8 protein-coding genes are annotated in these 13948 nt (G+C 42.7%); 3 read left to right on the top strand and 5 right to left on the bottom strand.

Annotation, left to right across the window (positions count from 1 at the left end):
• Positions 1-51 precede the first annotated feature (51 nt).
• Positions 52-456: a glycerol-3-phosphate cytidylyltransferase gene (gene tagD, locus Q4591_RS10855; RefSeq protein ID WP_102476166.1), complete on the top strand. Its 405-nt coding sequence runs from the start codon at positions 52-54 to the stop codon at positions 454-456.
• 63 nt (positions 457-519) lie between these two features.
• Positions 520-1737: a CDP-glycerol glycerophosphotransferase family protein gene (locus Q4591_RS10850; protein WP_241900947.1), complete on the top strand. Its 1218-nt coding sequence runs from the start codon at positions 520-522 to the stop codon at positions 1735-1737.
• A gap of 50 nt (positions 1738-1787) precedes the next feature.
• Here Q4591_RS10850 and Q4591_RS10845 read toward each other — a convergent pair whose 3' ends face one another.
• Positions 1788-5018 (bottom strand): DEAD/DEAH box helicase, encoded by a 3231-nt coding sequence (locus Q4591_RS10845; RefSeq protein WP_102439638.1) that lies wholly within the window; start codon positions 5016-5018, stop codon positions 1788-1790.
• A gap of 165 nt (positions 5019-5183) precedes the next feature.
• A complete protein-coding gene (locus Q4591_RS10840; RefSeq protein ID WP_102439639.1) occupies positions 5184-7136 on the bottom strand; it encodes a monovalent cation:proton antiporter-2 (CPA2) family protein in 1953 nt (650 codons plus the stop codon).
• Between the two features lie 180 nt (positions 7137-7316).
• Here Q4591_RS10840 and Q4591_RS10835 point away from each other — a divergent pair, with 180 nt between their 5' ends.
• The gene (locus Q4591_RS10835; protein WP_303413644.1) at positions 7317-8213 is read left to right on the top strand and encodes a GGDEF domain-containing protein; all 897 of its coding nucleotides are present in this window, start codon (positions 7317-7319) and stop codon (positions 8211-8213) included.
• Here Q4591_RS10835 and tilS read toward each other — a convergent pair.
• The 3 genes from tilS to rnhB all read right to left on the bottom strand — a co-directional run bounded on the left by tilS (position 8190) and on the right by rnhB (position 13917).
• The gene (tilS, locus tag Q4591_RS10830) at positions 8190-9563 is read right to left on the bottom strand and encodes a tRNA lysidine(34) synthetase TilS (RefSeq protein WP_102476169.1); all 1374 of its coding nucleotides are present in this window, start codon (positions 9561-9563) and stop codon (positions 8190-8192) included. The two genes, Q4591_RS10835 and tilS, sit on opposite strands and share 24 nt — an antisense overlap.
• A 64-nt stretch (positions 9564-9627) precedes the next feature.
• Positions 9628-13104, bottom strand: a complete 3477-nt coding sequence (gene dnaE, locus Q4591_RS10825) for a DNA polymerase III subunit alpha (RefSeq protein ID WP_102476170.1) — start codon at positions 13102-13104, stop codon at positions 9628-9630.
• A gap of 186 nt (positions 13105-13290) precedes the next feature.
• Positions 13291-13917 (bottom strand): ribonuclease HII, encoded by a 627-nt coding sequence (gene rnhB, locus Q4591_RS10820; RefSeq protein ID WP_241900949.1) that lies wholly within the window; start codon positions 13915-13917, stop codon positions 13291-13293.
• Positions 13918-13948: the final 31 nt, after the last annotated feature.

Raw genomic sequence — 13948 nt, 5'->3', positions numbered from 1 at the left:
GATTTTAAATTAGAGATTGCAGCTAATTACTGATTAAAAAGGATATTCATTATGAAAACCATCATTACATACGGTACATTTGATTTATTCCACTTTGGCCATGTGAGATTATTTCAGCGCCTAAGCAAAATGTGCGATCAACTGATTGTTGGGGTTTCTACCGATGAATTTAATGCCCTAAAAGGCAAGGCAGCTTTCTTTAGCTACCAGCAACGGGTAGAAATTGTGGCGGCTTGTAAATATGTATCAAAGGTCATTCCTGAGCATAACTGGCAGCAAAAATCAGCTGATGTTAGCCGTTTTGATGTTGATATTTTTGCCATCGGCGATGATTGGCAAGGTGAATTTGATTTCTTAAAAAGCCAGTGCGAAGTCATGTACCTCACCCGTACCGACGATATTTCAACCACTGAGATTAAAAATAACCTCGCGGTTAAATCTGTTAAAGCGGCCTAAGCTTATTAGCAGTTTAGTGCTAAACTTTGTATTTAAAGGAATTTACAGTCAAGGAGACATTGCATGAGCCAATTTATTGCCAATAGCATCAAATATGTCATGACTCAAAGCGTATATTTTTTATCTGGCTTAACGCCAAGAACGCGCAAAGCAGTGATGGGGTGTTATAAAAATAAATTTGCCGATAATAGCAAATACCTGTTTTTACATTGGCAGCGCACAAAAACGATCCGCGCGATTTGGATAAGTGGCGATGGCGATGTTATCAGCGCATTAAACCAACAAGGCTATGAGGCGTATCACCGCTGGAGCGCCAAAGGGATTTATCATGCGTTAACCGCTGAGTTTTATTTCTATACTAGTTATATTGGTGATATTAATCAGTATTTTGCTAAAGGTGCCACCAAGGTTAATTTATGGCATGGCTCGCCGCTAAAACGTATTGAGTATGATATTAACAACGGCCCCTTATTAACGATTTATCACCCTAAAAGCCTGAGCGAAAAGCTTAACTCTGCAAGTTTATACCACCAGCAAAAAGTAAAGCCTGATCATATGATTGCCCCCAGTGATTTAGTGGCCAACCTTTTTGCCAGCGCCTTTAACATCAACCTTAACCAAATGCTCAATTGCGGTAATCCGCGCACTGATTATTACAGCCACTACCCCGAATCAAATTCCTTAGCTGATGAACTTAAGCAAATTAATCACGCTGACAGTATTATTCTTTATGCCCCGTCATGGCGTGACGCCTCTGCCCTTGCTGAAAAACAATCGAATCCTTATTTGCAAGCATTTGATTTTGAGTTGTTATCGGCTTATTTAGTTGCTAATAAGCAGCTATTTTTATTACGGCTTCACCCTAATGAAGCCCAACTTGGCAATGATATATCCAATTACCCTAACATTATTAATATCAGTGATTGGCAAGATACCTATGAAATTATTAATGAGGTTGATCTATTAATTACCGATTATTCGTCTTTGTATATCGATATGCTGCAAAGCCAAGCGGATATTGTGTTTTATCAATTTGATCAGCAGCAATATAGTACTGACAGCCGCCAATGCTATGACTATGCAGCGTCTATTCCTGCTGCGGGTAGGGTGATAACTGAATTTAGCCAACTTATGGCTTACCTTGCTACGTCGTTGGATAAAAACGATGCTAGTCAGCAAGCTGAGCATAAAAAAAATAGAGCTGAGTTATCTCAGCTCTATTGGCAATATCAACATATCAATGTGTTTGATTGTTTGGATGAATTTGTTAAGGCTAAATAAAACCCCATCAATGACTTACTAACAAGCGACTAGCGACTAGCGACTAGCGACTAGCGAAGCAGTGACAGTAAATCATCTGCATTACCTGTCCACTGGCTTTTAGCGCTGCCTGCAAGAATGCTATCAGCTAGGCTTTGTTTGTGCTGCTGCATCTCTTGAATTTTTTCTTCTACCGTCCCTTGGGCAATCAGTTTATACACAAATACAGGGTTGAGCTGACCGATACGGTGCGCCCTATCTGTGGCTTGCTTTTCGGCAGCCGGGTTCCACCATGGGTCAAAATGGATCACGGTATCGGCGGCGGTTAAATTAAGCCCTGTGCCGCCCGCTTTTAGGCTAATCAAAAACACCGGAATTTCACCTTCTTGGAAGGCGTCAATTTCAACCTGACGGTTACGGGTTTGCCCTGTAAGCTTGCTATAGCTTATGCCTAAATCAATCAATTCTTGCTCAATTAGCGCCAACATACCGGTAAACTGGCTGAAAATAAGGATTTTACGGCCCTCTTCAACCATCTCGGGTACATTTTCAGTCAACCAAGTGAGTTTGGCGTTATCTTTGACGTACTGCGCTTGCTCTAGCTTCACTAAGCGTGGATCACAACAGGCTTGGCGTAGTTTAAGCAATGCATCTAAAAACTCAATGTGACTGCTTGATACACCTTGTTTAGCAAACAATTCACGTAATTTTTTCTCCATCACTAAACGGATACTTTCATATAAATTACGCTGATCTTTTTCTAACTCTAAGGTTTGAATGATTATGGTTTTTTCTGGTAGCTCCGACATTACTTCGCTTTTGGTGCGGCGCAGTAAAAACGGCGCAATACGATTGAGCAATATCGCCGATTTTTCAGTATCAGCTTGCTTTTCAATCGGGCCTCTAAATTCTTTATTAAAGTAATTATGCTGACCTAATAATCCCGGTAAACAAAAATCCATTAGTGATTTTAACTCGCCTAAATGGTTTTCAAGTGGCGTACCTGATAAGCATAATCTAAATTGGCCTTTGAAGGTTTTAAGCGCTTGAGTGACTTTTGCTTGGGCATTTTTAATCTGCTGTGCTTCATCTAAAATAATATGCTCAAAGCTGTATTCGCTATAGAACAATTCATCACGCAAGATCAAAGGATAAGTGGTCACAATCACATCGTAATCTGCAATCTGCTCAAGTAATGCCTGACGTTTACTGCCGTGTACCACCAGCACTTTTAAACTTGGGGTAAACTTTTGTGCTTCTTTAAACCAGTTGCCCACTAAACTGGTGGGACAAACAATTAAGCTAGGTCTAAATGCCCGTGGATTAACTGCGCTGCTTTGTTGCTTTGATTGTTTCGCTTTAAGTAAAAAAGCGAGCGTTTGCAGGGTTTTACCTAGCCCCATATCATCTGCAAGAATACCGCCTAATTGGTATTCTTTTAAGAAACACAGCCAGTCATAACCTTGCTTTTGATAGTCACGTAAGGTGGCATTAAGCCCTTCTGGCAGCGGCGCTGACTCTATGCCTTTAAACTCGGTAAGTTTATTGGCTAACTGTCTAACGCGCTCACCATTAAGTAACCGAATATCGCTTTCTGATAACTCATTCAATAAGTCAGCCCGATTGCGAGGGACTTCTAGTTGGTCGCCACCACCACGCTGGAATAACTCTTGGATAACCGAAATAAGCGGTTTAATGGTTTTGGCTTTAATCTTCACAAAGCGGCCATTAGGCCCTGGCAGAATGAGCTCCTGCTCGTCATCTGGCTCGCCATTTTGCTGCAGCCAACGGGCAACTAAACTTAATAAAGGTACACTTTGGCCATCAATATCAGCATTAAGTGACAGTGAGAACCAGCCGCTGTCTTCATCATCGTCAAGGTCAACTTCAATGTCGGCTTCAACAATATTAAGGTCAAACTCTGGGGCAAACTCTACGTTATAGCCTAAGTCTTCTAAGGTCATCACCCCAAAGGTGGTGAGCTGGGCCCACTCATTCACCATATCAGGCATTAAGCCTAAACTGTAAAAGCTACTGGCATGATTATAAGTCAGCAGGCTGTTATCAATAAGTTGCAATTGCAAGCTTTGTAGTATCTGCACCACTTGCGCTTCTTGCTCAGGATCACGATGAATTTGATACTGGACTTTACCTTGCTTAATCAAGGTGATTTTTTCGCGAGCTAATTTGCCTGACAACAGCATATCGCCATAGCCAAACTGCAGCTGTAATACCGGCTGCATAACTGCGCTGTCGCTTAATTGCACCATGGTAAAAGTCAGCTTTGCGACTAATGGCTGCTCAATTTCATAAAATTCAATTTCACTGGGTACAGGGACACTTTTAGGGGAAAAGTGACGCAACATTTTATCGCTGATATCGTCGACTTTATCTAATGGCACTGGCGGCATTTGTTGCAATAGCTTTAATTTTTCAACGCTTAAGTCAGTATCCAAATGACCAATCTTTAGATAGTCTAAATCCATAAACATCGGTGGATTGGTGGCAATAAACTCCCAGTTTTCAAGCTCAGGCATGGTCATACTGATTTGCGTATGACGGGTATCAGTTTCTTGCCAAATAAAGTCTGGGGTTAATGCGCGGGTCATCTGAATTGGGGTGCGGCTTTCTTCCCAAAAGCAACTGCCAAGTTGGATCATCTTATTTAATGCCAGTGCGCAAATTTCACCTTCAAGATAGATTTTTGAGGCACTTTTTGAAGACGATAATAATAAGCTGATGATTTGGCTATCTTCAGCGTTAATCCACCATGGCAGATGATACTTCACATCATTTAACGCAACTTTACTGCCTTTGTTGTACTGCAGTTTTTTGTTTAATTTACTGCGTTTAAACTCAACAAAAATACCATGATGATCGCTTGATAACACAAAGATTATCCGTTCTTTATCTTCATCATCTTCGGTCTGTGTGAGGGTATCTTGCTTATCTAATTGTAAAATCCATTGGCTAAGACGCTGCTCTTCAACTGGCTTTTTATCCACTAACGCCAGTAACGCTGCGGCAACGTGCTTACAATTGCTAGCAACAGGGCAAGTACAATGAGATTTCATCACGATTTTATGATTGACATTGACCAAGCTGATGTCTTGACGATAAGGCTCGGTGGCGGTTCCTACCACATAGGATTCAACATTGTGGTTATCTTGACTGGCGTGAACGTCGAGTACCCGCCCTTCAATCAAATAATTCTGCGCCTTTTGCAGTTGAGTAGATGAAAATAGCTTAGCAACAAGTTCTAAGGTAATTTTTATTGGAAGATTAAACAATTTGGCAGACATGCATTATTCCATACGAGCAGTAGCAAAAGATGGCTACACAACAACGAGCGTAACCATCCATTCTATGGAAGATGCCTGTAAAATTCTACCGTGACATGCGCTTTAATTATTTTTTTTAAGGCTAATATCATAGAGTGCGTAAGCTAATTGATGCTAGCCTTGCAACTAGCCTTGTAATAAGTGCTCTTCAATGGCTTCAATTGCACGGGGTTTTCCTACCACCATCACAATGTCACGGCGCTCAAACACCCAATCATCCGGCGGTGGACTTATCTCCTCACCTTTACGTCTAACAGCTCGTGCTTCAACACTAAACTGCGACCAGTCAATATCGGTGAGTTTCTTGCCGATAGCATCTGCACCTGTATCTAACGCCACAGCATGCAGCAGTTCCAAGGTAAAGTCGGTTTCGGCGCCAGTGAAAAAACCATGTAAATATTGGTAGTGATTACGGCGCTCAGACTCTAAACGTTTAATAATTCTTGGTAGCGGCACGCCACATTTATACAGCACTTGCGACACCAGCATTAAACTGCCTTCGAGCTTTTCTGGAATAACTTGAGTGGCGCCAGCTTCTGTTAAATTTTCTAATTCAGCATCATCTGTAGTGCGAACAATAATTTTAGTTTCAGGGGCTAATTTACGTGATAATGCTAAGCAGTCTTCAACTTGCCTTGACTCACCAAAGGTGATCACCACCATGCTGGCTCGGCGAATACCAATTTGCTTTAACAAGCCCATTTTACAGGCATCACCAAAATAGACCGGCTCGCCTGCAGCGCGGGCTTCAGAAACACGTTTGGGATCTAAGTCCAGCACCACAAATGGCACCGCTTCGGTTTTTAAAAAACGCGCAATGGTTTGCCCTACACGGCCATAACCTAATATTAATACCAAGTCGCCATCATCAGGGCTGGGTAAAATGAATTCTTCATCCATTTGATCTTTACTATTGGTTTTACCCTCAATTTTTGCCGCAATATCAACACAATGCCTGACTAACCAAGGTGCGATGGACATGGATAACACCGCCACCATCACTAAAATGGTACTCATTTGAGTTTCTAATAGCTGATAATTAACCGCCAAGGCTAATACCACAAAACTGAATTCGCCCACTTGAGCCAAACTGATAGCCGTACTTAATGCCACTTTAAATTGCTCGCCCCCAAGCTTTAATAAACCAAACACCACTAAGATTTTGGTCATTAACACTGCAATGAGGATTAATAAAATTTGCCACCAAAACTCAACAACAATAGCAAAATTTAATAGCATACCGATGGAGATAAAAAACAGTCCCATCAGTAAATCTCTAAATGGTCTAATATCCGCTTCTAACTGACGTCGATACTGACTTTCCCCTAACAGCATCCCGGCTATAAAGGCACCTAACGCCATGGATAATCCCAGCCACTGGGTAAACGCCCCAGTAACTAACACCACCACTAAGGTTGATAATACAAACAATTCGTTAGAGCGAGAGCGGGCTACTTCATCAAAAATACGCGGTAAAATCCATTTACCAAATGACATCAATGCTAAAAAGGCCAAAATACCAGTGAACAGCCCCCAAGCGATTTCAACAGCGCCCATGGCTTCACTGCTAGGAGATAACAAAGGTAATACAATCAGTAGCGGTACCACGGCAATATCTTGAAATAACAGCACACTGACAGAGAGCTCGCCATGTCGGCGACGCATCCAGCCTTGATCATTAACCAGTTTTAGCACAATCGCCGTTGATGATAGCGCCACAGCAGAGCCAATCACCACAGCAGCAACCATATTTTGACCGAATAAGTAGGCGACTAAACCGGCAATTAATGCGGTGAATGTCACCTGAGCACTGCCTAAACCGAATACTGTGCGGCGCATAGACCAGAGCTTAGGAACCGAAAACTCTAACCCTAGGCTAAACATCAGCAGCACCACACCCAATTCTGCCACTGAATGCATTTGCGCTTGAGTAAACCAATGAAAGCCACTAGGCCCGCTGAAAACCCCGGTTAGCAGATAAGCTAAGATTGGCGGTAAACCAACTCGGCGTAACAAAGAAATTGCCACAATCGCAATGACTAGCATTGAGAGAATATGGATGAAAATACTGTGCTCCATAAAGGCATGTTCTCCGAGTCAATAAAATAACGATTAGATAAACAGTCTATTAACAAAGTGGCAAATTAACAATAACCTTATGAAAATGGTAAACAAAAAATAACAGGCATAGTTATTGCTTAATAAATTTATCAAACGAATAACAATTAGAAACTTGAAATCATCATTGGGATAATAGCTATGGACTACGCAGTAACGTCACAACCATACCCGAAGTTAACTATAAGTAAATCAGAAGCTTATTATAAAACAACCGATGAAGAACCTAGGCTTAATTTACTGGCAGTGTTACAGCAATTACACTCAAATTTAGACCCTGAAAGCGTTTTTGCCCGCTATGGCAAAAGCATCGGACAAGTTTTGCCGATCCGCGGCATCCAGCTTAATCACCAATTAAAACTGAATTGGGGTCGTTGCCAGGGACTCAGTATTCAGCGAGTGATCACCGGTTTTGGTGAGCCCTATAGCATTAAATATTACTTATCTACGCCACTGACACCAAGTCAAACAAGATTGTTAAACACCTTAGAAGAACTGTTCAATCAGCCATTACATAATGCCTACCAATATGCGCAGATGTCGAACCAAGCGATGTTTGATGCCCTGACTGGGCTAGGTAATCGCTATTATTATCGGCAAAGTATTAAGAGTGCACTGGCAAGAGCTAACCGAAAACAAGCTGATATTTCTCTGATTGTGCTGGACTTAGATAACTTTAAAAACCTCAATGATCAACATGGTCATAAACTGGGGGATACGGTATTAAAAGAGTTTGCTGATTTATTAAATGATGCTATCCGCAATACTGACCAAGCATTTCGAATTGGTGGTGATGAATTTATAATTATAGCCCAAGGAAAAGAACATACGATGACACCTTTGTGTGAACGTATTATTGCGGCAATAAATAGCCACCCATTAACCAGTGCATTTAAGGTGCAATGCAGTATTGGGGTGGCTGAGTTTTTACCACCACAAACCCAAGACAAACTTTATGAAACTGCAGATATGGCGTTGTATGCAGCAAAAGCCGCGGGTAAAAACGGCTTTAAATTAAGTATGCAAACAAACGCCTAACTCGTTATGGCTGGCAAGATAGCGTTTATCAACCCAAAAACCAATGGCGGCAACTAAGGTGTCATTGTAAAAAATAAGCGGTATTTTATGCCTTTGCCAAGGTGGCACGGCTAGCTCCTGCCAAACTTTTTTAAGCTCACGGCCTTTATCACGAAAATGCGGCTGACAGCGAATACTGCCTTTGGCGCCAAATGAGATAGTCACTTGCTCCGTTGTCGCTAACCTTAGTCTTACTCCCGTTTGCGTTAAACCAATAGCGCAGTCAGCTAGCTGATTCATCTGCACGGTTAAACTCAATTGCTTGCCAGTACACAATGACTGAATATTGCCAATCAACTCAACATCATCTGGCTTTTCATTACTAACAGGCACCACAAATGCCTTGCCAGCAAAACGCTTTATTGAGTAATCACCACAAAAAATATCCACCTTGGCATCATCAGCGGCATAGATCAGCTGCTGTAAAATTTGTTCCAGCTGCGATTGAGACGGCAAATTAAACCCTAAAGATTGAATAAAGCCCCGCAGCAACAGGGCTTGCCATTGAGGTGTTTGGTCTGACAATTGCTGTAATTTAAAAGCGGGCAACTCAAATGGTGTTGCTGTATCAAGCCATGCGGGTAAGCGCGTATCAACTTCATCTTCAATCACTTGCTGCTGCTCAGCGCATAATTTAGCACTGCGTGATGCGGTGGTGGCAATACTTGGCCAGCGAGCTTTTAATCTCGGAATGATGTCATGGCGCAGAAAGTTACGGTCAAATTGCTCATCTTGATTACTTTCATCTTCAATGTGCTTAAGTTGGTTATCACTGGCAAAAGCTTCAATTTGCTGGCGAGTAACATCAAGTAACGGCCTAACAATCCAACTTTGATGATTAAATGGCTGCATGGCGCCCATGGCCGCTAAGCCCTTGGGCCCTTGACCACGTTTGAGGGCTAACAGTAAGGTTTCCAGTTGATCATCTTGATGATGGGCGGTGAGTAATATATCGCCTTGGTTAAGGTATTTTTTGAAGACGTTATAGCGGGCATCTCTGGCGAGCGCCTCTAAACTTTGCCGCGCAGCTTTATTAATCGCTACACGTTCTATCTGAATGGGTAACTGATAGTGCTTAGCCTGAGTGAGACAATGATTGACCCAATGCTCTGCATTGTCACTAAGCCCATGATGAACATGGACTAATAAGCAAGGGATATTAGGGTGCTGCTGGGCAAACTGGCTTAAACCATAGGCAAGGCATTCAGAATCAACCCCGCCGCTGTAAGCTAATACTAACTTAGCCTGAGGCTGTGCGTTTAATAGCACTAGCGCATGCGCTTGTATCGCTTTGCAAATATCTACGCTCAATGGATGCCTCTATTGCCCAAATGGCTCAGCAATGTGAGCCCGAAACCAAAGCCAGTTTGCTAAATTAATTAAACACGATTTTGACGTTTTTAGAGCCCACTAGACTTTCAATTGCCAGCATCAGTTCATCGGTTGGATTCACCCGCCATTCATCACCAAGGCGTAATTGGCCTGCTGCTTGTTGCTGCTGATAATTAATGATAACCGGCACACTGCCGTTTTTCCATGGCGTTAATGCTTGCTCAAATTGCTCAAGCCAAGTTTGATTGATGTCATCAGCAGTAATGTTTATTTCCACTGCATTGGCAAAGTGGCTACGAGCCTCGCCAATTTCAATGATGTTACGGGCAGTCATGCGATTGCCACCAGCAAAATCATCAAAGCTGACCTCACCTTCACAGATCAAAATTTTATCTTTTTCAAGCAAGTGATTAAACTTTTCAAACGCTTCAGTAAATAGCATCACCTCTAAGCGTGAGCTTTTATCATCTAACGTCACCAGCCCCATTTTTGAGCCACGTTTGGTTACCATCACTCGAGTGGCAATAACTAGCCCCGCGGCCTTCATGGTTTTACCGCGGTCAGTCGGATGGACGTCTTTTAAACGCCCTGAAGTGTACTGCTTCAGCTCTTTTAAGTATTGATTTATCGGATGACCTGTAAGGTATAAACCTAAAGTATCACGCTCACCTTCAAGCCAAACTTTATCAGGCCAAGGAGTACATTCAACAAAGTTTTGTTTATTGTCTTCTGGTTCAGAGTTAAGTAGGCCAAACATATCGTTTTGGCCAATAGCTTCAGCTTTGGCATGCTGGGCCGCGGCCAAAATCGCTTCTGGTAAGGTGGCAATCATCGCCGCGCGGTGCGGACCTAAACTGTCTAATGCACCGGCACAAATCAGTTTTTCGATGACGCGTTTATTGAGCTTTTTAAGATCAATTCGGGCGCAGAAATCAAATAAATCAATAAATGGTCCGTCTTTTCGGGCATTGAGAATCGATTCCACTGGGCCATCACCAACCCCTTTAATCGCACCGATCCCGTAGACAATGTTAAGCTCGTCATCAACGGTAAATTTGAATAAGCCTTTATTCACATCCGGTGGAATAAGCGGTATGCCCATGCGTTCACATTCATCGACTAAGATAACGATTTTATCTGTGTTATCCATATCTGCTGACATTACCGCCGCCATAAACTCGGCAGGGTAATGGGTTTTAAGCCATAGGGTCTGATAGGAAACCAGTGCATAGGCAGCTGAGTGAGATTTGTTAAAACCATAACCGGCGAATTTTTCAACCAAGTCGAAGATCTTCATCGACAGGTCGCCATCAACACCGTTATTGATAGCCCCCTCTTTAAAGGTGCCGCGCTGCTTTGCCATTTCTTCTGGTTTTTTCTTACCCATTGCACGGCGTAACATATCCGCGCCACCTAGGGTATAACCGGCAAGAACCTGGGCAATTTGCATCACTTGTTCTTGATACAAAATAATGCCGTAGGTTGGCTCTAACAGCTCTTTTAATGACTCATGTTGATATTCTGCATCAGGGTAAGAGACCGCTTCACGGCCATGCTTACGCTCAATAAAGTTATCTACCATGCCTGATTGCAATGGGCCTGGGCGAAACAGTGCCACAAGTGCAATCATGTCTTCAAAACAATCGGGTTGCAGACGTTTAATCAAATCTTTCATACCACGGGATTCTAACTGGAATACCGCTGTGGTTTCATAGCGCTGAAGTAATCTAAACGACTTAGGATCGGTTAAGTCAATGGCCTCAATCCTGACGGGCTCTTTGCCCTGCTTTGCTAGGCGCGGGTTAATCATTTGCAGCGCCCAATCAATAATGGTCAGGGTTCTTAAGCCTAAGAAATCAAACTTAACTAGCCCTGCGGTTTCTACATCATTTTTATCGAATTGCGTTACTGGGTTTAAGCCTTCAGCATCACAATAAAGGGGCGAGAAATCAGTGATAACTGTCGGTGAGATAACCACGCCACCAGCATGCTTACCGGCATTACGAGTAACACCTTCAAGTCGTCGACACATGTCAATCAGCTCACGGACATCTTCATCAGCGTTATACGCTTCTGGTAATGATGGCTCCACTTCAAAGGCTTTGGTCAGAGTCATCCCGGGCTCTGCAGGGATCATTTTTGTTAACCGTTCAACAAAACCATAGGGGTGACCGAGTGCACGGCCAACGTCCCGTACCACAGCTTTTGCCGCCATGGTACCAAAGGTAATAATTTGTGATACCGCATCTCGGCCATACAATTCAGCAACGTGATCGATAACTTCATCACGTCTATCCATACAGAAATCGACATCGAAATCAGGCATAGAGACACGTTCTGGGTTTAAGAAACGTTCAAACAGTAAGTCGTACTCTAGTGGGTCAAGATCGGTAATTTTTAGTGCATATGCCACTAATGAGCCCGCACCAGATCCACGACCCGGTCCAACAGGAATATCGTTATCCTTACCCCATTGAATAAACTCCATTACAATAAGGAAGTAACCAGGGAAGCCCATTTGGTTAATCACTTTTAGCTCAATATCTAGGCGTTCATCATACTCGGGACGCTTTTCTAAACGTACCTGTTCATCAGGGAATAAAAATTCCAGCCGCTCTTCTAGGCCTTTTTCCGACACTTCGACGAGAAAGTCTTCAATGGTCAAATCGCCCGTTGGGAAGTTAGGCAAGAAATATTCGTGTAAACGTATAGTCACATTACAGCGTTTGGCGATTTCCACACTGTTTGCCAGTGCTGATGGAATATCAGCAAATAACTCACACATTTCTTCTTCTGTGCGTAAGTATTGTTCTTTACTGTATTTTTTCGGTCTGCGAGGATCAGCTAAAGTAAAACCGTCATGGATCGCCACCCGTATTTCATGGGATTCAAAATCATCGGCCTTTAAAAAGACCACCTGATTGGTCGCCACAACAGGTAGATTGCGATCAGAAGCTAATTTTACCGCCATGTGCAGATAGCGTTCTTCATCAGCTCTGCCAGTTCGCAAAAGCTCTAAAAAGTAACGATCTTCAAAATGGGTTTGATAGAAATTTATCAGCTGATCAACTTGGGTTTGGTTACCTTTTAATAATGCCTTACCAACATCGCCTTCTTTCGCCCCAGAAATAATCAAAATGCCTTTATTAAACTTAATCAGCCACTCTTGATCGATAACCACTCGCCCATCTATTTGGCCACGTAAATAGGCCTCACTGATGAGCTGGGTTAAATTTTGATAACCGTCGTTATCTAAGGCGATGATAGTTAAGGCGCAAAACTCTTTTTCAAAACCTGGGACTTTCATCCAAAAATCAGCGCCAACAATCGGCTTGATCCCTGCCCCATGACAGCCACCATAAAACTTTACCAGACCACAAAAGTTATTTTGATCTGTTATCGCTAGCGCCCCCATTCCAAGCTCTTCGGCTTTGGCAATAATAGGTTTAACTTTTGCCACGCCATCTGACATGGAAAAATCACTGTGAACGCGAAGATGAACAAAACGAGGATCGGACATAGATTATAGTATCTTTGAAATGCGTGATTAAAAGGAAAAAACTGCTAGCCAGATTAACAAACTAACCCCAAATTTAATAGAACAGATTAGGGCTATCATCGCTAAATAAGCCGATTAAACAGCGCCAATGCCGTAGGCAATACTTGGCGATGCTGTCTAATGCTATATTGTTATAACCAAAGCGGTTTAAGATTCAGATTTTGCCAGTACTGCCATGACTGGTTTAAAACTTTTGCGGTGTTCAGCTAATACCCCATGTTGTGCTAATGCTTCAAAATGGGCTTTAGTTGGGTAACCTTTATGATTGGCAAACCCATATTGTGGATATCTGGCATCAAGCTCAGCCATTTCCCTGTCGCGGGTTACCTTGGCAATAATCGATGCGGCGCTTATTGCTGCCACCAAGCCATCACCTTTGATAATGGCATGACTAACGATTCCAAACTCTGGACTACGATTCCCATCCACCAACACTCGCTCTGGGGTAATAGTTAAGCCTTGCACTGCCCGCTGCATAGCCAGCATGGTGGCATGGAGAATGTTAAGTTCATCAATCTCTAATGGGGATGCACGGCCGACACTAATGCATAAGGCTTTTTCACTGATTTCAGTAAATAGCAATTCACGGCGTTTTTCAGTTAATTTTTTTGAGTCATTTAAGCCTGATATCGGATTATTAGGGTCTAAAATAACTGCTGCGGTAACCACATCACCCACTAATGGGCCTCGGCCAACTTCATCAACACCCGCGACCACGCCGCGGCTAATGTATTCAACTTGTTCGGGGGTAATACCCTTTATTACTGCAGGAATACGACTCACAAATCACCTCTAAAATTGCCAT

The sequence above is a fragment of the Shewanella sp. 3_MG-2023 genome (genome assembly GCF_030548765.1).
Lineage (GTDB): Bacteria > Pseudomonadota > Gammaproteobacteria > Enterobacterales > Shewanellaceae > Shewanella.
Note: the sequence above shows the minus strand (reverse complement) of the source record. Positions and strands in the feature narration are given on the sequence as shown.

What these genes read in the sequence shown, in the direction of transcription:
- tagD (WP_102476166.1), top strand. Translation starts at nt 52, where the DNA reads ATGAAAACCATCATTACATACGGTACATTTGATTTATTCCACTTTGGC.
- Q4591_RS10850 (WP_241900947.1), top strand. Translation starts at nt 520, where the DNA reads ATGAGCCAATTTATTGCCAATAGCATCAAATATGTCATGACTCAAAGC.
- Q4591_RS10845 (WP_102439638.1), bottom strand. Translation starts at nt 5,018, where the DNA reads ATGTCTGCCAAATTGTTTAATCTTCCAATAAAAATTACCTTAGAACTT.
- Q4591_RS10840 (WP_102439639.1), bottom strand. Translation starts at nt 7,136, where the DNA reads ATGGAGCACAGTATTTTCATCCATATTCTCTCAATGCTAGTCATTGCG.
- Q4591_RS10835 (WP_303413644.1), top strand. Translation starts at nt 7,317, where the DNA reads ATGGACTACGCAGTAACGTCACAACCATACCCGAAGTTAACTATAAGT.
- dnaE (WP_102476170.1), bottom strand. Translation starts at nt 13,104, where the DNA reads ATGTCCGATCCTCGTTTTGTTCATCTTCGCGTTCACAGTGATTTTTCC.